The sequence below is a fragment of the Vibrio sp. MMH1-50 genome (assembly GCF_022347645.1).
In the GTDB taxonomy this organism is placed as follows: Bacteria; Pseudomonadota; Gammaproteobacteria; order Enterobacterales; family Vibrionaceae; genus Vibrio; species Vibrio harveyi.
In genome coordinates, this window is record NZ_JAKRGG010000014.1 from 89290 (window position 1) to 114054 (window position 24765).

Below are 24765 nucleotides of genomic sequence, written 5' to 3' on the forward strand. Positions count from 1 at the left end.
CTTCACGCCTCACTTAAACTTGTTACTAGCCTGATAGCGGAACTTAAGGAAGTTCTGACCATTACTTAGGATCTGGAACGCATCTTTCAAATTACGACGTTCAAAATCCGACAAGTTTTCAGGCTCAATGTTGTTGTCTGGTTCAATACCTAACTCAACATCAATTGCTTGGTGGCGGATACGCACCATTGAGATGAACTCCATGGCGTCTTTAAGATCTTGTGCGCGCCCTTTTGGTAAGATGCCAGCATCAATGATGTCATCGAGACGCTCAAATGAATTCTGTGCACGTGAGCCTACCGCCAGAGAATGAACGCGGATCAGATCGACCAATGGCGCAGTACCACGGCGTTTCAAGTTGATTGAGTTTTTATGCTGACCGTCTTTTTCCATCACAAAGTCTTTGAAGAAGCCAAGTGGTGGAGTTCGATTTAATGCGTTACGTGCCAAGCAGGCTAGGAAGCGATTGTTCTTGCGGGCACGACGTACGATGAAGCTGGTGAGCTGCTCTGCCCATTTTAAGCGGCCGTAAACCCCATCTAAATCAAAGAAGATGGATGCATTGAGTAGCGCTTTTGGATTGGGGTCATCAATCCAATCGGCAAAGCATTCTTCCCATTGTGAGCGGGTCATTCGCCACATCGGGTTGGTCGCCATAATGTCGCCAGTACAGTATTTGTAACCGCATACGTTCAAACCATCACTGACATATTGTGCGAGAGCCTCAAAGTATTTACCGTGTTTCTCTTCTTTGTAGGTGTCATCTAGGATGATTGCATTGTCTTGGTCAGTGACCAGCAACTGTTCGTCGCGCCCCATTGAACCAAGAGCAAGGAAGCAATAAGGGATAGGAGGTGGACCGAGTTCTTCTTCTGCCATTTCTAAAAGGCGTTGCTTAAAGCTGCGACCGATCACCGACATCGCGCTGCCCACCATGTGTGAGTTGGCGTCTTCGTTGACCAAGCGAACAAAACTGCTCTTTACTTCTTCTGCCACAATCGCTAAATCTTCGATGCTTTGCTGCTGGAAGATACTACTGACCAGCAACAGTGAGTTTTGCGATTCATAACGTACAATATCGGTAGCTTCGATAATACCAATCGGCATTTGATCTTTAACCACTGGCAAATGATGCACGTTGTAGCGCAACATGGTCAGCATGGCTTCATATACGTATGCGTTATGATCGAGTGAGATAACCTCAGTGGTCATCACCGTGGAGACATCGTCTTGCGGTGATAAGCCTTCGGCTAAAACTCGGGTACACAAATCACGGTCGGTAATGATACCTAGCACCGGAGATTGTGGGTCTTCTTCGTCCAGCACAAAGTCTGGGTCCACAATCAACAATGAAGAAACATTGTCTTGCGCCATCAATTGCGCGGCTTCTTGGATCGTCTGTCCACGTTCAATCGTCGGTGCGTCACGGGTTAATAAGGTTTTGACCTTAGAAGTGGTTAGGTCATTGGCATCGTTGTTTTCTGACACTGCTTGGCGCAAACGAGCACTGTTCTCTACTTCAACAAAATCAGCGAATGAGTCGAAGTTATCATACAGTTCTTGGAAAATGTCTTGAGGAATGCAGTAGAGTAGGGAATCTTCTATCGCTTTTACTGGGAAGCGAACTTTGTTGTTGGTCAGAAGCCCCATTTGACCAAAAAGGTCACCCTCGTCGAGTCGGTTGTAAAGTTCACCTTTGCGTCGATAGACCTCAACCACGCCACTACGAACCATGTATAGATCGTGGATCTGGTCGCCGAAATGAATGACGGGAGTATCTTGACGATAGTATGAGATTTCGATGTTCTCGGTCACTTTGGTGAGCGTTTCTTCCGGAAGCTCGTTGAATGGGGGATACTTGGCGAGAAAGTTATATATCTCGAGAAGTTCTGCTTCCATTAAGGTGCCTTTTGGTTTGCAAGTGATAGGGTAATCTTAACTTAGTTTTAAAACAGAATCTTATCGGATCACTGTTTTTCGTGCGCAATGATAAGATTCGGACAAGTCGCACGGCAAATCGCCATCAATTCGGCTACGCTGTCATCAAGATGCCGAATTAAATCAATACAATGGGCGTATTAAAGAAGAGTTTTGGATGACACTCATGGAAGGAAGTAGAATGGTAAGACTATTATTCGCGGCACCTCTTGTAGCATTACCACTAATGGGCGTTGCCTCAGAGTCAGAACAGGTCGAGAAGTTTGGTTACGAGCACATTAATTTAGACATTGGTGCCGGGACAACGAATGAAGAGTGGCTCGATAATTCTAACGCTACCACTCTAGGGCTTGGCGGTAATTACCTATTTACCGATAACTGGCTGTTTAACGTTGACTACTCGGCGCAATTTTTCCACCCAGACAATTTCACTTTGCGTATTGACCGTTTGTTGTTCGGTGGTGGTTATCGTTATGGCGTCAACGAGAAGTTTGATATCTACGGGATTTATGGGCTTGGCGCAATTAAAGCCAAAGCGACTGATGATAAAACCGACCGTACACTGTCCTCGGATAGCGAGTTTATTCAAGGCGTCACGTTTGGCGCAAATTACCTATTTAGTGAAAAGCTAATGGGGACGGCAGAAGTGCACTTGAATCGAAGTGATATCGTCGACGAGAACAACTATAAGATTGCCTTTAACTACCAATGGCATCGCGTGATTGGTACCGGTCTTTATTACCAGTTCCGTGACACCGATTATCAAGGTCAACCGTCAGATCACATCAATGAAGTTGGAATTAGCTTTAAGTTTGTGTATTAGTTCATAGGAGTGTAGCGCCACCTTGTATAGTGGCGTTTCAACAAGCGGTAGAATCAAAAAAGGTCAGCGAGTGCTGACCTTTTTAATTTGTGACTTTCGACGCGATTACAGAACCGCAGCGATGCCTTTACATAGAGGACCCATGTTTGCTTTTGTCATACCTGCAACGCTGATACGACCTGAGCCTACGATATAGATACCGAACTCTTCTTTCAGACGGTTTACTTGCTCTTTGGATAGACCAGAGAACGAGAACATACCGTTTTGGCGCTCGATGAAGCTGAAGTCAGCATCCACACCTTCTGCCTTAAGAGTAGCAACGAATAGTTCACGCATCTCTTGGATTCGGTCACGCATTTCCGCTACTTCTGCTTCCCATTCTGCGCGCAGGTCTGCGTCACCAAGAATGTGAGTCACAACAGCGCTACCGTGCGCTGGTGGGTTAGAGTAGATAGAACGGATGATGGCTTTTACTTGTGAGAACGCCGTTGTTGCAACGTCTTCTGATTCAGCAACCAGAGTGAATGCACCAACACGCTCATTGTATAGACCGAAGTTCTTAGAGAAAGAACTCGCGACTAGGATTTCTTTGTTGTACTTAGCGAAAGTACGAAGACCAGCTGCATCTTCTTCTACACCTTTAGCAAAGCCTTGGTATGCGAAGTCGAATAGAGGAAGCAGTTTTTTCTCTGCAACCAGCTTAGCCAGCGTTTCCCACTCTTCAGCTGTTGGATCGATACCTGTAGGGTTGTGACAGCAGCCATGCAGAAGAACAACGTCACCTTCAGATGCACCTTGCAGGTCGTTAACCATAGCAGCGAAGTCTTTATCTTTGGTTTCTGCGTTGTAGTAGCTGTATTGCGCTGTTTCGATTCCAGCTGCAGTGAATACGCCATTGTGGTTTGCCCAAGTAGGGTTGCTGATCCAGATCTTCACATCACCAAGCTGACGCTTAATGAACTCACCTGCTACACGTAGAGCACCTGTGCCACCTGGTGCTTGTGCTGTTTTAGCACGCTTGCCAGCAACGATTTCCGCGTCTGCGCCGAAAAGCAGTTTTTGTACTGCTAGACCGTATTCTGCTGTACCTTCGATTGTTAGGTAAGATTTGGTTTTTTCAGTTTCAATCAGTGCGGCTTCGGCTTTTTTAACAGTCGCAAGAACAGGGGTTTCACCTTGTTCGTTCTTGTAAATACCAACGCCTAGGTTAATTTTTTCGGCGCGAGCATCTTTTTTAAACTCTTCAGTAAGTCCAAGAATAGGGTCAGCCGGAGCGGCAACTACTTTTTCAAACATAATCTTCATCCATGTTAATCGAAGGGGTCTGCTGACATTTATACCTTTCAGCAATATTCGTTACAACAGTTAGTGATAAGAAAACTTAAAAAAGTTTTGATTTGAAACAGAAATCTAACATAACGGAGGCTTTTGATATAAAAACCCCTCTTAACAAGCGTTTTAAGAGGGGGATAATTGGCTAAGCGGCGATGTTTTGCTCATCTTGATATTGATGTGCGATATGTTGAAATTCGGTTTCAACTGCAAGAAATGCATCGACGATTTGAGGATCGAAATGTTTGCCTTTACCCTCTAGGATGATGGCTTTCGCCTTGTCATGGCTGAAAGCAGGCTTATATACACGCTTAGAAATAAGAGCGTCATACACATCTGCTAATGCCATTAAACGACCGGATAAAGGGATGTTCTCGCCGCTTAATTGATTTGGATAGCCACTACCATCCCACTTTTCATGGTGTGTTAGGGCAATCTCTTTAGCAACGCGCAAAAACGAACTACTTCCTAGCTGTTTTTCAGCAATTGACAGCGCTTCGGCACCAATTTGTGCATGTCCTTTCATGATCTCAAACTCTTCATCGGTCAGTTTTCCCGGTTTTAGTAACACGCTATCTGGTACACCGACTTTTCCGACGTCATGCAGCGGCGCCGATTTGTAAAGTAGTTCGATATAATTTGGAGTCAGTAATGAACAATGTTGTTCAAATTGGCTTAAATGTTCAGCCAATACTTTTACATATTGTTGCGTGCGCATAATGTGCGCACCGGTTTCATTATCACGTGATTCAGCCAATGCCGACAAACTGACAATGGCAACATCTCGCGTGGCTTTGACCTCATCTTGCGAAACTTGCAAACTGTCGAGCATTTGGTTAGTTAAACAGGCCATCGAGCCAAGCTCATCATGTTGGAAAACTGGTAAACGTTGCGCAATTTTCCCTTGTGTCACTTCCAGCAAAGCTTGCTCTTGGCTAAACAAGATTTTTTGCATCAAGCGAGTCCAAAGCACCATAATCGCGATTACATAGCCTCCGACGACAAGTGCGATGTAAACCAACTCTTTAATGAAGCTGATTTTGCCTAGCCCATTGGTGATTTGCTCTGGGTTTTGCTCCAACCAATAAATGTCTTTGACTGCGACCATGGTCAAAATGGTGGTCAAGGTGATGAGCAAGGCGATCATCATGCCTATCATTTGTTTCACCATGGATTGGCGCTGACCTGATAACGCAAAGCCAAATTGGTTTTGTTGACGTAGGCTGTCAAATTGAACCAGCTTGCTTTGCAGTTGCAAGATAGAACCAGTTAAAAAGCCAAAGAGCGCCATACCAAACAACACTTTCACATTGCTGTCGAAGGTAAAGTCGTATTGAAGGTTATAGTACGCAGCAAAAGGAATACTTACAGCGGTAAACAACACAGTATCAAGCTTGGCTTGTCGGTTTTGTGCAATCAAAGGATGTGAGACAAGAATAAAGTGGCGAACAAGATAGAGGAACGTAAAAACCACCGCGCAATGTAAGATCACTTCGTATACGCTCAGCGTGCTGAGCATCGGGCAGACGCGTCCACCGTATGTGCCAAAAAAGAACGCCGCAGCTAGGTAAAGTTGGAATGTAAGTGGTGCATTGTAGTTAGTATTCACCATGGTTATCCTTTTTTGGACAAATCTCAGCATCGTTTTCTCTATTAGTTGAGCAAGAAGAGAGAGGTACTGTGGAATTGATGTCTGTTGATTGATCTGTCACTAGTAAAATCGAGACCTGAAATTTTATCGATAGATTCTTATAAATGATAGAAATTTGTTATGTATATGCTCAAGTAACCTTGAGATGCTTGCTTCAGCGAGGATGGCTTGGTTTGAAGGTGAGGCAACAATTTGAAGATCTAGGGGGGCTAATTCGAAAATTGTTAAAGAAGCATGTGAACTAAAGCCACTCGCCCTTCGGGAGCCTGTCACTGAAGTACGTTCTTTGCTAACTAAATAGCATCGTCAAACAACTTGGATATAGCTTGCAATTCCGCTTCGCTGTTTTCCTTGCTGTCTTTTGGTAAAGAGGGAATAGTGACAATACTCTGAATCTAGCATCTTGAAGTGACATTGATATAGCGAAGGATTTACAAAAAAGCCCCGCTATGGCGAGGCTTGGTCTCAATCATCGACATGAAAAAGGGTAGGAATTACTTTTTCAAATCCATTTGTGATTCATGTGCATTCGTTTCGATGTCTGGGTTAGAAGACAGTTTGCCTGTTGCCCAATCGTTCATGTGCTTAAGGATAGCTTTCAATGCATGTTTTTCTGTTGGTGCTTCAGCGGATTCTACTTCGATTTTTTGTTTAGGATGAGAACCCGTTGCGTCTTCAGCAACGTGCAACCAATCTGGGTGCCAGTAGTAAGGCTGACCTGATGTTGTACTCCAAGAGTGAACACCATTAGATTCGCCTTTGTATTGAATGTCGTTTTCGTTGTATTTCGTCATTATTATCGTCTCTCATAGTCATGAGTTGAGGTGTGCGTCACCATTACTCTATAAATGTAACAGATGTCATCGGAATTAATGTGATTGCTATCTATTTATCTTGTTGATAAATAATCCATTCCGTTGCACAGCTCTCATTCAGATATATTTGTTGATCCCACCTAGCAATAACCGCCTGAAAAATAGGTATTTATGCCCAAGTAACCTCGCCCTTTGGGAGCGTGTCGTTGATTCGACCTCTGAGTCAAACAACTTGGAAAGAGCTAACTATTCCGCAGCGGTTGTTCTCCTTGACCTCGAATCAATGACAGCGCACTGAATCCCGCATCTTGAAGTCACTTGGGTATAATCAATATTATTGCCCATTGAGATGTTTGATAATTGCTGCCTTTGCATGCTCAGGTGTGGCTGCTTCACCCTCTGGGACATCGAGCTCTGCTTTTGGGTGCACCCCTAGTGCATCCTCAGCGATGTGCAACCAATCTGGGTGCCAATAATATGGGTTATTGCCTTCTGGGTGGTCCCAGCTATGAACCCCTTGGTGTACGCCTCGATAAGAGAGGTCATCCATCGTAAACATTTTCATCATTTCCTCCCGTAGAATATTCATACCTTTGAAAGTATGGAACATAAATTCTCATTTCGTAACGTCAATTGATATCACTAAGATTGATTAATTACGTTTCGAGTTTGATAAGTCGAAGATCGGAATCAGGGCGTGAAGTATGCTAAGGTGCGCTCGGTAGTAAGAAATGAGGGAAGCATGAACCGATACCGCCAACTGGCTGAGCTGTTTAAAACGCAAATTCAACAAAATACATGGAGAGCAGGAGAGAAGTTGCCCTCCGTGCGTGTCACTAGCCGCAACCATTCGGTCAGTACAGGAACTGTGTTACAAGCCTATCAATTGCTCGAAGCGCAAGGTTGGGTGATTGCTAAACCTCAGTCGGGTTACTTTGTTACTGCTGAGCTCGAACGTCTCGACGCTGCTGGTGCTGATAACAATGCGTATCGTACTTCACTAAACGATGAGTTGTACGATTTCCTCAAACAACAAACCGTGCCAAACGCGACAAAGCTAGGCTCCGCGTTTCCTGACCCAGCACTTTTTCCTCTCGAAGCACTAAACCGTAACCTTGCCAGTTCCGGGCGAAAAATGGGACCAGATACCTTGTTAGATAACCTACCACCGGGTAGTGCTTCTTTACGCCGCTCGATTGCCCAGCGCTATATACAGCAAGGCATGACTTTAACGCATGATGATATCGTTATTACCTCTGGCGCGTTAGAAGCGCTCAACCTCAGTTTGCAAGTGGTTACTGAGCCAGGGGATACGGTTGTCATTGAGTCGCCAACATTTTATGGTGCGTTACAAGCAATTGAACGACTAGGGTTGAATGCCATTGAGATCTCGGTAGATGCCGAGAAAGGGCATTCCTTGGCTCAGATGGAACAAGCTTTTGCACAGCACAACGTTAAGGCTTGCTGGCTTATGAGTAACTTTCATAATCCAACAGGCACTTCGTTGAGCGACGAACAAAAGCAACGTGTTGTTGAGCTTGCCAATCTACATGATGTGTATCTGATTGAAGATGATGTATACGCAGAGTTGTATTTCTCCGACAAGAAACCTACATCGCTGAAAACCTATGATGACCAAGAGCGCGTTTTGCATTGTGGCTCTCTTTCAAAAAGTCTTTGTCCCGGCTATCGGTTGGGGTGGGTGATCACCAAGCGCTTTAACGAGCGTGTTCAAAAGCTTCAACTGATGTCGACGCTATCTGGCAGTGCACCTATTCAACAGGGAGTTGCGCATTACCTGCAAAATGACAGCTATGACAATCATCTAAGAAAGTTGCGTAAAGGGCTTGAACAGCGCCAAGCTATGTTTGTGCAAACAATGAAAGAGTGTTTGCCTAAATCTATTGAGTACTATCTTCCTACTGGCGGTTATTTCTTATGGCTTAAGTTGCCTCAAGGGATAAGCAGTAAAGCGGTTCATCACACCTTACTATCACAGCAGGTAACTGTTGCGCATGGTGCGTTGTTCTCGGTCGATGAGCAATATCAGGACTATCTGCGTTTGAATACTTCTCTGCCCATTGATGACAATCTGTGTCAGGCTTTGGGGAAATTGGGTGAGTTACTTCACTAAAGAAACTGTTTAATCCTTTTTTGACCTAACTGTATCAGAGTGGTTTACTTGGGTTGTGCTTCAATCGGATACAGAAATATTGTGATGATTGGAGTGACAATGAAAAAGCAGTTGGTAAAACATGAATTAAGATTGATCGCCGTTGCCATTTTTAGCGCATTTCTGTTGGTATTTGCGCACCTTATTTTGGCGAAATCGTTCTCTCACATGGCGTGGACGGAATACACCGCGGCTGTGATCCCCTTTATTATGTTTGGTTTGTGCGTACTGGGTGTTAAGTATGCCGCCAAGGCAGATAAAGATGATGAGAATAAGCCTTAGATTCATGAGATAGAAGTTAGGAATAAACACTATGAAACATGCATGGCTACTGGCACTGTCTGCTATCACTTTTGGTTGCACGGCTAATCAAGGTGATGAGCCCGAATCGGTGATCTTACACTACGGAAAGTCGGAGCTTGTTGCTCAAATACAAGCCAACGAACAGTTCGAAGCCCAAATCAACAATGATCAAGAGCAGGTTGATTTTTCTGGCTTTGTGAGAAAACAGTCGTCGGGCTACCTCGTTGACGTTGTTGCTATGCAAGAAAGTAAAACCCAGCATTCTAGCTCTAGTGTGAACACACAAGTGTTAATCAAAGAGGGTGACGTAGGTAAGCCACTCATGATTGGTGCGGTTAACGACAATGCAATGAGTGTGACGCTGAAATAGTTGAAATAACAGAAACGATGAAACTGCCACAAACTAAAAGACCTCCACTTGGGAGGTCTTTTTAATTCTGTATCACTCTAGGTAATTAGAAGTTCGCAGAGCGAGGAGTACGTGGGAATGGGATCACGTCACGAACGTTGCCCATACCTGTTACGTAAGATACTAGACGCTCAAAGCCTAGACCGAAGCCTGCGTGTGGCACTGTGCCGTAACGACGTAGGTCGCGGTACCAGCTCATGTGCTCAGGATCGATACCCACTTCACGCATACGTGCATCTAGGATGTCGAGACGCTCTTCACGTTGAGAACCACCGATGATTTCGCCGATGCCTGGTGCTAGTACATCCATCGCTGCGACTGTTTTACCGTCATCGTTAGCACGCATGTAGAATGCTTTGATGTCTTTCGGGTAGTTCTTAACGATTACAGGTGCTTTGAAGTGTTCTTCAGCAAGGAAGCGCTCATGCTCAGAAGACATATCGATACCCCATTCAACTGGGAATTCGAATTCACGACCAGAATCAAGCAGGATTTGGATCGCGTCTGTGTAGTCAACTTGTGCGAAGTCAGAAGAGACAAACTGCTCTAGGCGAGTAATTGCTTCTTTGTCGATACGTTGAGCAAAGAACTCAAGGTCATCACGACATTCTTCAAGAACGGCTTTGAATACAAACTTCAGCATGTCTTCAGCCAATTTTGCAACGTCGTCTAGTTCTGCGAACGCAACTTCAGGCTCAACCATCCAGAATTCCGCTAGGTGGCGGCTTGTGTTTGAGTTTTCAGCACGGAAAGTAGGACCAAACGTGTAAACTTTGCTTAGTGCACAAGCGTAAGCTTCTGCGTTTAGCTGACCAGATACCGTTAGGAACGTCTCTTTACCGAAGAAGTCTTCGTTGTAGTCAACTTTACCATCGTCAGTGCGAGGCAGGTTTTCCATGTCTAGCGTAGATACGCGGAACATTTCACCAGCACCTTCTGCGTCAGAAGCTGTGATCAATGGCGCTGATACCCAGAAGTAACCTTGCTCGTGGTAGAAGCGGTGGATTGCTTGAGATAGGCAGTTACGTACGCGTGCTACTGCACCAATCACGTTTGTGCGTGGACGTAGGTGAGCTACTTCGCGTAGGTACTCGATAGAGTGACGAGTTTTTGCCATTGGGTAAGTGTCAGCATCTTCAACCCAGCCAACAACTTTAACGTCAGTTGCTGCTAGTTCGAAGTCTTGACCTTTCGCAGGAGAGGCAACAATCTTACCAGTTACTTCAACAGAGCAGCCAGTCGTTAGCTTAAGTACTTCGTTGTCGTAATTATTAAGATTATTAGGGACCACGGCCTGAATCGGGTCGAAACAAGAGCCGTCATAAATGGCAAGGAAAGAGATTCCAGCTTTGGAATCACGACGTGAACGGATCCAGCCACGAACAGTTACTTCACTGTCTACTGCTAGCTGACCTTTCAAAACGTCTGATACAGGCGCGTAAGTCATGTTTTCAATATTCTCCATTGAGGTAAAAATTCAACTCAACACTTAAAAGTGCCTGTCTCACAACAAAATTGTTTAAAAAACAAGCGAAGTGTTGAGTTGGATAGAATTTTTTAGATTCAACGAAACATATTACCTGTCAAATCGTCAGCTTCAACCTTTATATTCAATTTGAAGGAGAGAATTTCCTTATTTATTCTCTTGCGCTCTCTCTGACAGGGTAAATTGGTTAAGTAATGACTCCAAACGCTCTGAAAGATGTTCCAGATCGACACTGATCTCGCGAGTGTGTGATGCCGATTGTGAGGTCTCGTTTGCGTGTAAGGTAATGGTGTCAACTTTGCTTTGGATGTGCTTGCTTACCCCAGATGTTGTTAGTGTCTGATGTTGGATATTTTCAGCGTGTTTAAGTACTTGATGCATCTCATCGACCATATTGTGCATGGTCTGTGACAATGCTTCGACATCTACTGAGCGCTGATGAGCAAACTCGCACACTGTATCGACTGATGTTAACGACTCTTCGCTGCCTTGTTGGAACTGAGAAATAATCGTCTCAATATTACTGGTGGCTTCGGCGGTGCGAGAGGCAAGATTGCGCACTTCATCGGCAACTACCGCAAAACCACGACCTTGCTCTCCGGCTCGGGCGGCTTCAATAGCGGCGTTAAGCGCCAATAAATTGGTTTGCTCAGCGATGCCTTTTATCACGCCAAGAATTGATGATACTTCATCAGTTTGTTGGTTTAACGTCGCAATGTTCTCACGCACTTTATCAATATCGGTCACAAGGTGCTTGATGTCTTCGCTGACATGATGGGCTTGACCTGCGCTGGTGGTTGCAACGTCAACGGTATGGTTAACTAAGGTTGTCGCATCGACTGTCGCTTGCTCCACCACGCTTTGTTGCTCAAGCATATCGGTAATATTGGTTTGCACTTCATTGGTTTCGACTTGTTGATTATCAGCAGCTTCATCGGTCGATTGAGCTACATCAGTCAGCCTTCCTGCTGAGTCTGCAAGAGAGTGGGAGGTATCTCGAACGCGTTCTAAACTCTCTGACACAGTATCCATAAACGAATTGATGGAATCCGACAATTGACCGACTTCATCATTTTGTGTGCCTGACAAACGCTTGGAGAGATCTTTACTGGCACTAACGTTAGACATAAAGCGTGATGTATTTTGAATAGGGCGGACGATGATTTTTCGGATGAGTCCCATAGTGATGAGGAAGCCAACAAATGCGATCACTGACATGATCCCCATCGCAAACACGGCTTGCTTGTTAATCAGTGTGTTGACGTGACTCATGTTGTATTCAAGACGAATAGCACCAAGCACTTCGCCCTTAGGAGCAATATGGCAGGACACGCAATTTGTGCCTCGATAGTCCTCACTTGATTTCATTGGTAGAGCGACGACCAAGCCCTTACCCCATTCAGCACTGATGGGTTCAATGACCAATTCTCCGCTCAGTGCCCGTTGATCGATGTCGTCGAGAGGTTGTTGGTTGGCTTGCCCTTGACCATAAAACTTTGACACGGCATCGGCACGCAACACGCGTACTTGTTCAATGCCTTCCTGTGCCAGCGCTTTTTGTCGTAGTGTCTCTTTCTGCGACATCGTGCCTGTCAGCATCATCATGTTTAAGCTGTCGAAGTAGTTACTGGCTTTGTCGTGTAACTGTTCGCTTAGTACATCATTAATAAGTGTTTTTTGTTGGTAGTACTGATACCCAGTGGACACGGCAAGAACACATGTGAACACGACGATCAGGGCGAGTAGGAGTTTAAAGGTAATAGTTGAGCGCATATTTTTATAAGTGTTATTGGAACGAACCCCACAATATTAAGAGGTTAGTTGCACTTGAGCGATGAATTGGCTAACTGAATGTGACCCCAAACATTTTGTGGTTATGTAAATGTGATGTAAGTGGTGTGTAATCAAAACTTTGACGTGGTGACAAAAAAACGGCACGGTGTTTTTTTAAGATCTTTTAATGCCAAAAATTTTCTACTTGGTTAGATAATGGCGCCCGTGTTTTCAATTTCAATACGTCATGATTTACTGCTTTATCGTTTGCCTTGCTATTCATAGCGGGCGCTATTGATAAAGGTTGTCATTAAAGGGTGAATTCCTTAGTATTGCGTGTCTTTTTAAAGCCTGAGAATCAAGATGAAAACAGAATTGTACAAAGAGTTTATGTTCGAAGCGGCACACCACTTGCCACACGTACCTGAAGGTCATAAGTGTGGACGCTTACATGGACACTCTTTCCTTGTTCGTCTTTATGTAGAAGGTGAAGTAGACCCTCATACAGGTTGGGTTGTAGATTTTGCTGAAATCAAAGCCGCATTCAAACCTATCTACAACCGTCTCGACCATTACTATTTGAACGACATTGAAGGTCTGGAAAACCCAACCAGCGAAGTTCTAGCAAAATGGATTTGGCAACAACTTAAGCCAAGCTTACCTCTGCTTAGTAAAGTAGAGATCAAAGAGACGTGTACCGCAGGTTGTATTTACAAAGGTGAGTAATCGTCTTCTGCATGCATACAAGAAAGGCAAGCCAAACGGCTTGCCTTTTTCTTTATCAAGAATTTATTAGTGGGCGTTTAATAGCCTATGCCATTTCTCAGTGCAAACTGAACTAAATCTGCATGACTATCCAGCTCTAGCATGTCTAGCAACCGATATTTATGAGATTCGATCGTTCTTGGGCTTAGATTGAGTTCTGTGGCAATTTCTTTTGCTGATAATCCTTTAGCCAGCAAACCCAGCACGTCACATTGACGGTGACTCAAACGTAGCATGCGGTGATTTTCTTGGTCGGTTTTCATGTCTGGACGGTGCAAACTACGATGTAGCTTTGAATGTTGCCAAAAGGACAGCCACATATGAGAGATGAAGCTAACCTGTTCAAGCTGGCTTTCGGATAAGCCGCAACTGTTGCTACCAAAGAGAGTAAAAGAGAGACCGCCCCAGCGCTGACCAAATTGGACGAGTGGAATAGTGTAATGGCAACACGCGCCTTGTGCTGACAGCATGCGCAATACCACTACATCACTGTTGGCTAAAGCGTTTTTATCGAAAAACTGGGTTTTCTCAGAATTACCAATTAAGCGCAGGTAGCGTTCGCCATCTTCGACCCCGACTTGCTTAGTCGTCAGAACTTGGTGTGGCTCGCGAGCAACAGAAAGCGTTTTCCCTTGATTGAAAAACAGCATGGAGTTGGGAAACATTGTCATACGATCGATTTCAAACCATTCCATGGCTTCTAGCATAAACTGCTTGAGGTAGCTTTCACATTCGTCAGCATGTGCGGACGTTAAAAGCTTCGCTTGACGTATCATCAACGCATCAAAACTGGTGGATTTGGTGGTGTTACCTATATCACTGCCCATAAAAGTTGGCCCATCTTATCGTTTTTTATAAATGCAGTATTTTTACTCTACACCCTTGCCCTATCATTTTGCAAAATTGCTCCCGCAATAATTCGAAGTTTTTCGAATCACATATACGGTATCCATTTTATCTCAAGGAGAGAGTTCACGCACGTATGGGCAAAGGGCTCCAACTGCATGGATACGGTCATTTTTTATTATCATTTGGGTGAATGGCGAGCAAGTTAAGCCTCTTTCACCTTGCGGAGAGGTGTACAATGAAGATGATGAAACTGCGTTATCGCGCGGGATCACATAGCATGTGGGTGGAAGTCGTAGTATCGACGTTTGTTGCCGAAGAATTGGCGAAAGAATACATTGGCTATGGCTGGCAAGCTGAAGTCATGGCAGTTTAAAGTGAAATGGGCAGTCCAATATAGACTGCCCATTTTTTATTTCGGTGGTTTGTTTTCGACTTAACTCAATGCATGGCGCATGATCAGCGCTTTACCTTGAGCGTCGTAAATGGTCTTTTGCGTATTTTCAAACCCAGTTGTCTCAAACAGTTTGATCGCCGCTTGGTTGGTGCTGGTGATCGTCGCACATATCGAGTTGCTTTCGGCATCAATAGCGTAACCATACACCATCAACTTTTGCAGCGTCGCTTTGCCTATCCCTTGGCGCTGAAAGCGTTTATCAATCATGAGGTAGGTCAACCCAAGTTCATGACGTTTAGCAAAAGGCGCATGTTGAGCAAATGCTTTATCAATCACCAAATACCCCACAGTCAAATAGTCGTGGAATATGGTGTAAAACACTTCCGATTTGGCGCGTTGTTGGTAAGCCTGTTCAAAGGGCTTGAAAAATCCTTTTTGATCGTCGTGCACATCCATTTGCATCAAGCTGGCAAAATCTTTCAGCTTGGCTGGTTTAATAGCGATCATGTGCTGAATCTATTTAGAGGCGGTAAAGTCGATACCGCCATTATAGTTGTGGATATAAAAAGTACGCAATCTGGTTATGTGCAGATTTTGTCAATAAATAGAAGCCGCTAGCGGCACAATGGGTAATAAAACCCTTGATGGATGTGCGCGCCAAGAGTGGTGAGTAGATGCGCGCATTCTGCAGTTTCAACACCTTCTACGATCACTGTGCAGTGGTAAGTGTGTCCCATCGCGATTAGCTGGCGCAGAGTTTCAACCTTTTTGTCGTCTTGCTTTAAGTTCATGACAAACAGACGGTCAATTTTCAGGTAATTCGGAGTAATGTGGCTAATCAGCTCAACATTGTTATTCCCAGTACCAAAGTCGTCAATGCTGATTTTACAACCAAGCTGTTTGAGCTTACTGATGTTGTCAAATATCTCGCGCGTGTAATACATCGAGGCATTTTCCGTGATCTCGATGGTCAGCAGTGTACAGTCTAACTGGGACAACTGACGATAAAGACGCGTAAAATTGCGCCCAATGAGAAGAGAAGGACATACGTTGATGCTGAGGGGGGCGAGTAATGACTTTGCGTCGCCATAGACGGTTTTTATCACCAGTAAGGTGTGATTGATCAGTAAGCCATTGGCAATCAAACGTTCAATAAATCGCTGAGTGTTTTTAACTTTAAAACGTGACAGTACCTCATAGTGAATATTTTGCCGATTTGATGTGTTATGGATAGGTTCAAGCTTTAGGGTGAACTGACGAATTGCCCATAGGTAGGAGACCAGCGAACGCAGCTTTTTATGCCTGGTAATAAACATTAGTATAAAGCTCAAAACAAGGATGCTTGTGATCGGTCCGGATACGTAATAGATCTCTTTGTAGCCGTTATCATTGACGTTATATAAAAACGAGTTGCCCTGGGTATCGCCAATTTCGAGCGCTGTACCGGTGTTAGTACACACTTTCATTCCCGACAAAAACATCCGCGACATGTGGCTCTCTATGCTATTCGCTAGATTGATGTTTTTCACTCGCACCAACACTTCTGCGCCGTCAAAGAAAAATGAATGCGTGGTGTAACTTTCGTTATTGAGCCAAAGGTTGCGGTCTCTCTCGTTGACCGGCACGACGGCTTCTGGTGTCACCAAACAACGAATATTGTGTTTGTCCGTCATTAAGGCGGACTCGACCAGTTGGATATTATCGAACAAACCACGTAAGCGGTCTTCATGCTCAAAGCAGCTACGCTGTGCCAGATCATGGGCAAAGTCCATCGCATCATCAAAATAGTTTTGCCTGACAATCGTACTGATTGTGTAAAAGCAAATCGCAACATACAAGATGATAGTAAAAACGAGAAAAAACAGTAGATTCAAGTACAGCGCACGACTGCGTAAGCAGATGCCTATTGCTCTTCTTATGCTGTGTGTCGCTTGTTGATGGATCCGCGCTTGCTGCAGAAGTCCGTCTTTTTGTGCATGTTGGCTATCGTATGGCACAAAATATCCCTTTCGGTGGATGTTTTCGATCAGAGACTTAGGTGCCTCTACGTGATTCTTTGTCAGTTGCCTGAACTTCTTTCGTACCGACGCAACAGCGTTCTTAAATCCATTTTCCGGCAACATCAAATGATGTTGCGCTGATAACTTCTTTTCGATTTTCCTCTGGCTAATAGGCGCGTTTAGGCTGCCAAAAGCGGCGATGGTGCTAAGGATCAAATATTCGATTCGGTTTACAGGAATAGAAGAGTGGATGGAATGATTGAGCTGTAGTGAAAGTTCTTTTTCGGTCAGGCAAACGCAGATTTGGTTTCCGAGTTCAAACCTAATCATGTGTTATTGCGCTCCAGGATTAATTTTTTGAATACGTTATCAATATTGATGTATCAGGTATGTGACCTTCTACGGGCATATCCTAAACTTCTGGATATAGTGACCATTTTAGATTTTTTTATAAAGCTCAATCTAGTTGTATTTCGGCGGATTAAGAATGCAGAAACGAAAAAAAAGCCCGAGCAATGTGCTCGGGCTTTTCAATTGAGAGGGGAGGATTAGCAAATCACTTTGATTGCTAGACCGCCTTGAGATGTCTCACGGTATTTTGCGTTCATGTCCTTACCGGTCTCTAGCATGGTTTCGATAACCTTATCCAGAGAAACCGTAGGTGCAGATGAGCGACGTAGTGCCATACGAGTTGAGTTGATCGCTTTTACTGCCGCGATGCCGTTACGCTCGATACATGGAACCTGAACCTGACCCGCTACAGGGTCACAAGTTAGACCTAGGTTGTGTTCCATCGCAATTTCTGCTGCCATACATACTTGCTCAGGGCTACCACCCATCAGCTCAGCAAGACCAGCTGCAGCCATCGAACACGCTACGCCAACTTCGCCCTGACAACCAACTTCTGCACCAGAGATAGATGCATTACGCTTGTAAAGACCACCGATTGCACCAGAAGCCGCAAAGTAACGGATGTAATCTTTTTCAGTTACTGTCTGGATGAACTTATCGTAGTAAGCCAGTACCGCTGGGATGATGCCACACGCACCGTTCGTTGGTGCTGTAACAACGCGACCACCGGCAGCGTTTTCTTCGTTTACTGCGAAAGCGAACATGTTTACCCAGTCAACAACCGACATTGGATCGTTAGTTGTCTTTTCAGAAGTAAGCAGTTGCTGACGAAGTGCTGCTGCACGACGAGGTACGCGTAGTGGACCAGGCAGAATACCTTCTTCGTTCATACCGCGATCCATACATTCGCGCATTGTGCGCCAGATGTTTGCGAAGTATGTACGAGTCTCTTCATCAGAGTGCAGAGAGTGTTCGTTTTTCATCACAAGTGCGCTGATAGAAAGACCGCTTTCTTTACACTGGTGAACTAACTCTTCTGCCGTTGTGTATTCGTAAGGAACCTTGATAGGGTTCTCTACTTCTTTACCGAAATTCTCTTCATCAACGATGAAACCACCGCCGATAGAGTAGTAAGTCTTTGAGTATACTTTTTCGTCATCGATCCAAGCGTGGATCTGCATGCCGTTTTCGTGTAGCTCAAGGTTAGTGGTATGGAAGTTCATACCACCATCTTTCGGGAACGATACTGTATGACAGTGCATGCCAACAGGTAGGCGCTCAGTTTCTTCTACGCGAGCGATAAAGCCCGGAATAGAGTCGATATCTACTTTCTCAGGGGAGTTGCCTGCAAGACCCATGATGATCGCGATATCCGTGTGGTGACCTTTCCCTGTCAGTGATAGTGAACCATAAACGTCAACGGTGATTTTAGTGATGTCGCGCAGTTTTCCCATTGCACGAAGATCATCAATAAATTCTTTACCCGCTTTCATTGGACCTACAGTGTGTGAGCTTGAAGGACCAACACCGATTTTATAGATGTCAAAAACACTAATCATATCGATTACCTCAGAACAAAGCCTCCCAAGGAGAGTTGGGAGGCTTTTTATTATCGTTATATTCTTGGATTAATCACGCTAAATAAAGCAGCAGTGATTAAAGAGCGCCGTAGATTACAGAACTAATTGCCGCAAGACCACAGATTGCTGTGAAAATCTGTACAGGTGCTGAAGTTTTGTACTTCGCCATTGCTGGTACTTTCTGCATTGCGAATACAGGCATCAAGAATAGGATTGCCGCGATCATCGGTGCACCCATTGTTTCAATCATGCCTAGGATGCTTGGGTTAACGATAGCAACGATCCAAGTTGTGATTACGATGAACAGTAGCGATACTTTTTCAATCTTGCTGACAGGAGTTTGAGAGCGAGATTTGATTAGACCTACTAGACCTTCGTGCGCACCAAGGAAGTGACCAAAGTAGCTAGAAGTGATCGCCGCAAACGCTACTAGAGGACCCATGTAAGAAATAAGTGGAGACTCATGAACGTTAGCTAGGTAAGACAGTACTGAGATGTTTTGTTCTTGCGCAGATGCTAGTTGCTCTGGAGATAGAGAAAGTACTACAGAGAATACGAAGAACATTACAAAACCCATAAGCATCATTGCTGCGCCACCAGTGATAGCGTCAGTTTTCTTCACTGCGTCATCACCGTATACACGACGTTGTTCTTTAGAGAACTGAGAAATGATTGGGCTGTGGTTGAAAGAGAATACGATGATTGGAATTGCTAGCCAAACGATGGTCGGCATTTCGCCCCAGTTTGGTGATACTTCCATCATTGATGTATTCCAATCAGGAATTAGGTAGAAAGAAAGTGCTAGTAGGATAAATACTAGTGGGTAAACCATTGCTGATGTTGCTTTCAGCATTAGTTCTTTACCAAATACTACACCTGCTGTCATTGCTGCGATAAGTGCACCAGACAGTAGCCAGCGAGGAATAGATTCCATACCCATTTGGTTGACTAGGAAAGAGTCAACTGTGTTTGTGATACCAACACCGTAGATAAGTACGATTGGGTAGATAGCGAAGAAGTAGGCAAAAGTAATAAGGTTTGCGCCAGTTTTACCGAAGTGCTCTTCTACTGTGTCAGTGATGTCCGCTTCAGGGTTTTTCGCAGAAAGTACGAAACGAGCGAGAGATTTGTGTGCGAACCAAGTCATTGGTGCCGCGATTAGCGCTAGGATAACTAATGGCCAGAAACCGCCAGCACCTGCTTTAATAGGAAGGAAAAGTACACCTGCACCTACTGCTGTACCAAACAGGGACAGACACCAAGTGAAGTCTTTGTAAGAAAACTTACTAGACGATTGTGCGGTCGAAGCCGCAGAAGTAGTTGTATTCATTTTTGAGTTACTCATTTTGGGAACAGGAAATAAGTCGGGAGCAATTTTGCAAGATTTTGCACTAGGAAAATTAGATCTAAATCATGTATTGCTCGAGCTTATTGAATGATATGTCAAAAACCTGCTTTTTATCACGAAAACGGCGTGCTACACGTGATTATTGCTAATGAGTAAAATTAGAAAAACTTATCTGAAGGGGCGATTGTATAAATTTATCTCACCGCAAGCGTTTGCGATATAAAATCCAAATTAAACTAATGTGAACGAATGTTTGAAAAATAACCTTTTATTAATATTGATGCACATGATATTTGCTATAGAAGCAAGATTATCATTGATAAGACAGTTAGTTAGAAATGATGTGTTTTTGCATCGATTCGATAATTTGTGCTGTCATTCCCCAAATGAAATGCTGTTGATAGGGGATTGCAAACACACGGTGACTGGTGTTTTTTAGTTTGAATTTTGTACTGTAAAGCTTTTTGGGGTTCAAAATATGGTCTGCTGGTACCTCAAAAACCTCGGCGACTTCGTTTGGGTCGATCTGAGTCGAATAGCCTGGTGAGACAAAGGCTAAAAATGGCGTCACATTAAACTGGCTAATAGTAGGTAGCTTGGGCAACTGACCAAACACCCTTATATCTGTTTGATGAATACCAATTTCCTCTTCTGCTTCTCTAAGGGCGGTATTTACAAGTACTTGATCGTCATCTTCAAATTTGCCCCCAGGAAAACTGATTTGCCCTGGATGATGCTTTAAGTGCTCGGCACGCTTGGTCAAAATCACTTGCAGACCTTGTTCACGTTCGACAAAGCCAATCAATACGGCCGCTTCTCTCAACTTCAATGATTCTAAGTGCGCTAAGCGTCCCAAAGACTCACGATGATAGCCTGTGGGCATTTGCAGTTGGAAGTTCTGCAGTAATGTCGATTTATCAATAACCAATGCTCAATCCTTTTACCGAAAACACCTGTGTGCTGAAGCATATTAATTTGAAAGTTATACCTTTATACACCATTCTTTATTTTAAGGCGTCACTATAAGGTTAGTTGAAGACGATGAAAGGGATTATTTTCACAGAGTTCATGGAGTTAGTGGAAGAGAAGTTTGGTCTGGAAGTTTTGGACCAAGTGCTCGACTTATCTAATGATGAAGGCATCTACACCTCGGTCGGCAGTTATGATCATCGTGATTTGGTCAAGTTGATTGTCAACCTCAGCAAAATATCCAACATTCCACCGGAGCAGTTACAAGAAGTGTTTGGTGAGTGTGTGTTTCAAAACCTGCTCAAATCAATCCCAAACCATGCCAGCTTGCAGCAATGCTCCACTACGTTTCAATTTGTGCGTCATGTGGAAGACTTTATTCACGTGGAAGTGAAAAAGCTTTATCCAGATGCCAATCCACCGCAATTTGACTTTATCAGTGAAACTCAATCGGAGATGGTGTTCGATTATCGGAGTGCGCGCTGCATGGCGCATGTGTGTGTGGGGTTAATTAAAGGCTGTGCCACTCACTTTGATGAAACGGTGATCATTAAGCACCAAAATCAGTCGCAAGATGGAAGCCAAGTTCGTTTTTGGCTGGAGGCTCAATAAGGCAATATGACAGGAAGTTCCTCATTAGAAAGGAAACTCAAACGAGAAGTGGCATCGCGAAAAGCAGCAGAAACACTGTTGGAGCAAAAAAGCTTAGAGTTGTACGAGGCGAATCAGCAACTGAGCGTAGCCTTAAAAAAGCTGGAAATGCAGTCAGAGCACGACTTGCGCAAGTTTGAGTTTGAAGAGCAAATCGATGCCACGTTGATTAAGTTTGGTCGTACCTTCCTTTCTAGCACCTTTGATGAAACCATGATTGCCAGCTTTTTGGAGCAACTGACATCTAATTCGGTTGTGTCGGGTGCGTACCTGTATTTGAGCGATACGCATTTATCTTCGTTGCGTCGTCATCAATTTGGTCATCTTAATCTTGCTCATGATGCGCCCATCGATGCCAAGCCTCGCTGGCAAGCGCAGAAGCTTTACCTGCCAATTATTATCGATTCAATGATTTTAGGCGAGCTTGTGTTTTCCGTGGATCTTGAACAAGTTGACCAAGAATTCATTTCCAAGCAAATGGTATTAGTGTCTGATTTAGTTCATGGCGTTATTAGCCGTCACTTGAGCCTAGAACGCGAAGTTGAATTACGTAAGCGTGCCGAAGCATCGGAAAAGGCGACCAAAGAATTCGTTGCCATGATTAACCATGAGTTGCGAACGCCATTAAATGGTGTGCTCGGCAGCGCGGAGCTGTTAAGTAAAACCCCCTTGGAGGAAGAGCAGCTTCAATACCTTGGTAATCTAAGTCAATCAGGCGATTTGCTACGCGTTATTATTAACGACTTGCTCGATTTCAGTAAGATGAATGCGGGTATGATGGAAATCATAAACAAAGTATTTGCTTGGAAAGACCTAGAAAATGCTTTGACCGGCGTATTTGCAGCCAAAGCTGCGGAAAAGCGCATTCACTTTTCTATTGATAAGAAGTTGGGTATTCCTGAGTACTTGATTGGAGACTTTGAACGTATTACGCAAATTCTGGTCAATTTGATTGGTAATGCGATTAAGTTTACCAATCTTGGAGGTGTGGTGCTTCGTGTCGAATGGAGCGATGGCTGCGCTCTGTTTGAAGTGGAAGATACTGGGATTGGTATCCCGCTGGAAGCGCAGCAAGCTTTATTTGACCCCTTTGTGCAAGCCGACCGCTCTACCAAGCGAAGTTTTGAAGGCTCTGGGCTTGGACTTGCGATTTGTAAGAATTTGGTTGATTTGATGGACGGCGAAATCAGCTTTGTCAGTGAGCCGCGCAAGGGCACTATCTTTAAAGTCAAATTGCCACTGAAACAAGGACAAGCACAGGGCAGAGCGGCTGGCGATGTTTTAATTGGTCATCAGATAGATCTGTCCGGGCGTTCAGTGTTGGTGGTGGATGATATTCGCATGAACCAAGTGATTGTGACTCAAATGCTGAAAAAGCTCGATATTACTCCAGATTTGAAAAACAATGGGTTAGAAGCGCTTGATGCGGTGAAAGAGAAAGATTACGAATTGATCTTTATGGATTGTCGGATGCCGGAAATGGATGGCTATGAAGCAACGGTACACCTTCGAGAAAATGGCTTTCACAGACCGATTATTGCACTAACAGCAGGCACCACCCTTGAGGAAAGACAAAAGTGCGTGGAGTCTGGGATGGATGACATCCTAACTAAACCATATACTGCTGCGGATATTGAGCAGATGATGTGTAAGTGGTTAGACGAATAGAGAGCACGAGAACATATAAAGAGAAGCGGCACGGTTATGTTGCAGTGCCGCTTTGTTTATTTCGATTGAGGTTTTTTGCTCATGATTTGAGCGCTGGTAGTATCTTTGAGAGCTTATCCAGGGTCTCTTGATATTCTGCAGCGCAGTCACTGTCTGCGACCACACCGCCACCAGCCCATGCGTAGAGCCGTTTGTCTTCTGCGACCAAAGTGCGGATTGTAATACTGGTGTCCATACGCCCATGACGGGAAATATAGCCAATACTGCCACAATAAGCGCTGCGTCGATGAGGTTCTAACTCTTCAATGATTTGCATTGCCCGTACTTTCGGCGCACCAGTGATCGAACCGCCGGGAAAACATGCACGAAGCAGATCTGCAGCGCAGTAGCGAATATCTAAGTTGGCCCGAATGGTGCTCACTAAATGATGCACTGCGGGAAAGCTCTCAATATCAAATAGCTTCGGTACATGTACGCTACCTGGTGCCGCGACCCGACCAATATCGTTGCGAAGTAAGTCGACTATCATCAAGTTCTCTGCTTGGTCTTTCTCTGCGGTCTGTAAATCAAACGCGTTGGCGGAATCTTGATGTGGATTTTGACTGCGAGGACGAGTGCCTTTGATCGGTTTGGTTTCAATAACGTTATCTCTAAGCTCTAGAAAACGCTCTGGTGACACGCTAATAATCGCTGATTTAGGCATACGAATGAACGCGGAAAAAGGCGCTTGATTTGCTTCTTCCAGTTTTTTGTAAGCTTGCCATTCACTGCCTTGATAGGCGGCGTTAAAACGTTGTGCTAAGTTAATTTGGTAGCAGTCGCCGCTCAGTAGGTACTGTTGCACACGCTCAAAACGAGAAGCGTAGGACGCTTGCGTCATATTGGATTGCCAGTCGCTAATCAGCTTGAAGTCTTCAACATCCGCGCTCGATTGCGCATTGAGCCATTGCCATGCTTGCTCGATGTTTCTGCCGACCATACACGCCTTGTTTAGCTTGTGGTCAACGATCAGCGCCCATTCATACAAACCTACAGCCATGTCTGGAGTACGCAAATCTTTGTCTGCCAGATCAGGCATGGATTCGACTCGACGACCTAAATCGTAGCTGAAGTAACCCAGTGCGCCACCGACAAACGGTACATCCCATTTCGTGTCAGCTTCAACCTGTGGTAGTAGCCGCTGCTGAAGGTCTTCTAGCAAAGAAAATGGGTCATCTTGGGAAACGTAGTTTTCGTTTGATGTGGTGACTTGTGTGTCACTGCTCACTGTCTCAAGGGTAGCGATTGGGTTTGCGACTAATACGTCGAACCGGCTATCGATGTGCGTCTGCGAGGCAGAGCGTAAAAGCATCACCCAAGGTTGGCTTTCAATACGGGAAAATAGCGAAAGAGCGAGGTCGTTGGCGTAATCCAATGCCTTAAAATCAAGCAATTGCGTATCCATGTTGTTCATTTGTTTAAATTGTGACAAAGAGTTCATTCACTGC

General features: G+C 44.5%; 22 protein-coding genes. 8 read left to right on the forward strand and 14 right to left on the reverse strand.

Annotated elements, in window-relative coordinates:
* Positions 1-9: 9 nt before the first annotated feature.
* Positions 10-1899, reverse strand: a complete 1890-nt coding sequence (locus tag MHO32_RS12905) for a DUF294 nucleotidyltransferase-like domain-containing protein (RefSeq protein WP_005445155.1) — start codon at positions 1897-1899, stop codon at positions 10-12.
* 220 nt (positions 1900-2119) lie between these two features.
* Here MHO32_RS12905 and MHO32_RS12910 point away from each other — a divergent pair, with 220 nt between their 5' ends.
* A complete protein-coding gene (locus MHO32_RS12910; protein ID WP_239212380.1) occupies positions 2120-2761 on the forward strand; it encodes an outer membrane beta-barrel protein in 642 nt (213 codons plus the stop codon).
* Positions 2762-2866: 105 nt separating this feature from the next.
* Here MHO32_RS12910 and MHO32_RS12915 read toward each other — a convergent pair whose 3' ends face one another.
* The 4 genes from MHO32_RS12915 to MHO32_RS12930 all read right to left on the reverse strand — a co-directional run bounded on the left by MHO32_RS12915 (position 2867) and on the right by MHO32_RS12930 (position 7124).
* The gene (locus MHO32_RS12915; protein WP_009700606.1) at positions 2867-4057 is read right to left on the reverse strand and encodes an amino acid aminotransferase; all 1191 of its coding nucleotides are present in this window, start codon (positions 4055-4057) and stop codon (positions 2867-2869) included.
* A gap of 181 nt (positions 4058-4238) precedes the next feature.
* The gene (locus tag MHO32_RS12920) at positions 4239-5705 is read right to left on the reverse strand and encodes an HD domain-containing phosphohydrolase (RefSeq protein ID WP_009698381.1); all 1467 of its coding nucleotides are present in this window, start codon (positions 5703-5705) and stop codon (positions 4239-4241) included.
* 533 nt (positions 5706-6238) lie between these two features.
* Positions 6239-6538, reverse strand: a complete 300-nt coding sequence (locus MHO32_RS12925) for a hypothetical protein (protein WP_005445160.1) — start codon at positions 6536-6538, stop codon at positions 6239-6241.
* A gap of 355 nt (positions 6539-6893) precedes the next feature.
* Entirely contained in the window at positions 6894-7124 is a 231-nt protein-coding gene (locus tag MHO32_RS12930) for a hypothetical protein (protein WP_033008727.1), read from the reverse strand.
* A 177-nt stretch (positions 7125-7301) separates the two neighbouring features.
* Between MHO32_RS12930 and MHO32_RS12935 the strand changes: the two genes are divergently transcribed.
* The 3 genes from MHO32_RS12935 to MHO32_RS12945 all read left to right on the forward strand — a co-directional run bounded on the left by MHO32_RS12935 (position 7302) and on the right by MHO32_RS12945 (position 9405).
* Positions 7302-8693, forward strand: coding sequence for an aminotransferase-like domain-containing protein (locus MHO32_RS12935; RefSeq protein ID WP_239212382.1), 1392 nt, complete (start codon positions 7302-7304; stop codon positions 8691-8693).
* A gap of 99 nt (positions 8694-8792) precedes the next feature.
* The gene (locus tag MHO32_RS12940) at positions 8793-9014 is read left to right on the forward strand and encodes a hypothetical protein (RefSeq protein WP_017817919.1); all 222 of its coding nucleotides are present in this window, start codon (positions 8793-8795) and stop codon (positions 9012-9014) included.
* Between the two features lie 31 nt (positions 9015-9045).
* Complete coding sequence (locus MHO32_RS12945) at positions 9046-9405, forward strand: hypothetical protein (protein WP_009703467.1); 360 nt, start codon at positions 9046-9048, stop codon at positions 9403-9405.
* Between the two features lie 85 nt (positions 9406-9490).
* Here the strand turns inward: MHO32_RS12945 and asnS are convergent, their stop codons facing one another.
* Together asnS and MHO32_RS12955 are read right to left on the reverse strand one after the other, a co-directional pair.
* Positions 9491-10891 (reverse strand): asparagine--tRNA ligase, encoded by a 1401-nt coding sequence (gene asnS, locus MHO32_RS12950; RefSeq protein ID WP_005445169.1) that lies wholly within the window; start codon positions 10889-10891, stop codon positions 9491-9493.
* Positions 10892-11077: 186 nt separating this feature from the next.
* Positions 11078-12703: a methyl-accepting chemotaxis protein gene (locus MHO32_RS12955; RefSeq protein ID WP_239212384.1), complete on the reverse strand. Its 1626-nt coding sequence runs from the start codon at positions 12701-12703 to the stop codon at positions 11078-11080.
* A 363-nt stretch (positions 12704-13066) separates the two neighbouring features.
* Here MHO32_RS12955 and queD point away from each other — a divergent pair, with 363 nt between their 5' ends.
* Positions 13067-13429: a 6-carboxytetrahydropterin synthase QueD gene (queD, locus tag MHO32_RS12960; RefSeq protein ID WP_005376896.1), complete on the forward strand. Its 363-nt coding sequence runs from the start codon at positions 13067-13069 to the stop codon at positions 13427-13429.
* A gap of 77 nt (positions 13430-13506) precedes the next feature.
* Here the strand turns inward: queD and MHO32_RS12965 are convergent, their stop codons facing one another.
* Complete coding sequence (locus tag MHO32_RS12965; RefSeq protein ID WP_005445181.1) at positions 13507-14295, reverse strand: response regulator transcription factor; 789 nt, start codon at positions 14293-14295, stop codon at positions 13507-13509.
* A gap of 257 nt (positions 14296-14552) precedes the next feature.
* Between MHO32_RS12965 and MHO32_RS12970 the strand changes: the two genes are divergently transcribed.
* A complete protein-coding gene (locus MHO32_RS12970) occupies positions 14553-14690 on the forward strand; it encodes a hypothetical protein (RefSeq protein ID WP_005445182.1) in 138 nt (45 codons plus the stop codon).
* Between the two features lie 60 nt (positions 14691-14750).
* Here MHO32_RS12970 and MHO32_RS12975 read toward each other — a convergent pair whose 3' ends face one another.
* The 5 genes from MHO32_RS12975 to MHO32_RS12995 all read right to left on the reverse strand — a co-directional run bounded on the left by MHO32_RS12975 (position 14751) and on the right by MHO32_RS12995 (position 20918).
* Positions 14751-15218, reverse strand: coding sequence for a GNAT family N-acetyltransferase (locus MHO32_RS12975; RefSeq protein ID WP_005445185.1), 468 nt, complete (start codon positions 15216-15218; stop codon positions 14751-14753).
* A 107-nt stretch (positions 15219-15325) separates the two neighbouring features.
* On the reverse strand, positions 15326-17041 hold the full coding sequence (gene tpdA / locus MHO32_RS12980; protein ID WP_005445187.1) for a cyclic di-GMP phosphodiesterase TpdA: 1716 nt from the start codon (positions 17039-17041) through the stop codon (positions 15326-15328).
* Positions 17042-17259: 218 nt separating this feature from the next.
* Positions 17260-18621 carry an L-serine ammonia-lyase gene (locus MHO32_RS12985; RefSeq protein ID WP_005445190.1) on the reverse strand — a complete coding sequence of 454 codons (1362 nt, stop codon included), beginning with the start codon at positions 18619-18621 and terminating at the stop codon, positions 17260-17262.
* Positions 18622-18718: 97 nt separating this feature from the next.
* Positions 18719-19972, reverse strand: a complete 1254-nt coding sequence (locus MHO32_RS12990; RefSeq protein WP_005445192.1) for an aromatic amino acid transport family protein — start codon at positions 19970-19972, stop codon at positions 18719-18721.
* A gap of 346 nt (positions 19973-20318) precedes the next feature.
* Positions 20319-20918 (reverse strand): CoA pyrophosphatase, encoded by a 600-nt coding sequence (locus MHO32_RS12995; protein ID WP_239212387.1) that lies wholly within the window; start codon positions 20916-20918, stop codon positions 20319-20321.
* A 113-nt stretch (positions 20919-21031) separates the two neighbouring features.
* Between MHO32_RS12995 and MHO32_RS13000 the strand changes: the two genes are divergently transcribed.
* Together MHO32_RS13000 and MHO32_RS13005 are read left to right on the forward strand one after the other, a co-directional pair.
* A complete protein-coding gene (locus MHO32_RS13000; protein ID WP_009698373.1) occupies positions 21032-21571 on the forward strand; it encodes a heme NO-binding domain-containing protein in 540 nt (179 codons plus the stop codon).
* Between the two features lie 6 nt (positions 21572-21577).
* Positions 21578-23278 carry an ATP-binding protein gene (locus MHO32_RS13005; protein WP_026138239.1) on the forward strand — a complete coding sequence of 567 codons (1701 nt, stop codon included), beginning with the start codon at positions 21578-21580 and terminating at the stop codon, positions 23276-23278.
* Positions 23279-23357: 79 nt separating this feature from the next.
* Here MHO32_RS13005 and pabB read toward each other — a convergent pair whose 3' ends face one another.
* A complete protein-coding gene (gene pabB / locus MHO32_RS13010) occupies positions 23358-24722 on the reverse strand; it encodes an aminodeoxychorismate synthase component I (RefSeq protein ID WP_239212389.1) in 1365 nt (454 codons plus the stop codon).
* Positions 24723-24765 lie beyond the last annotated feature (43 nt).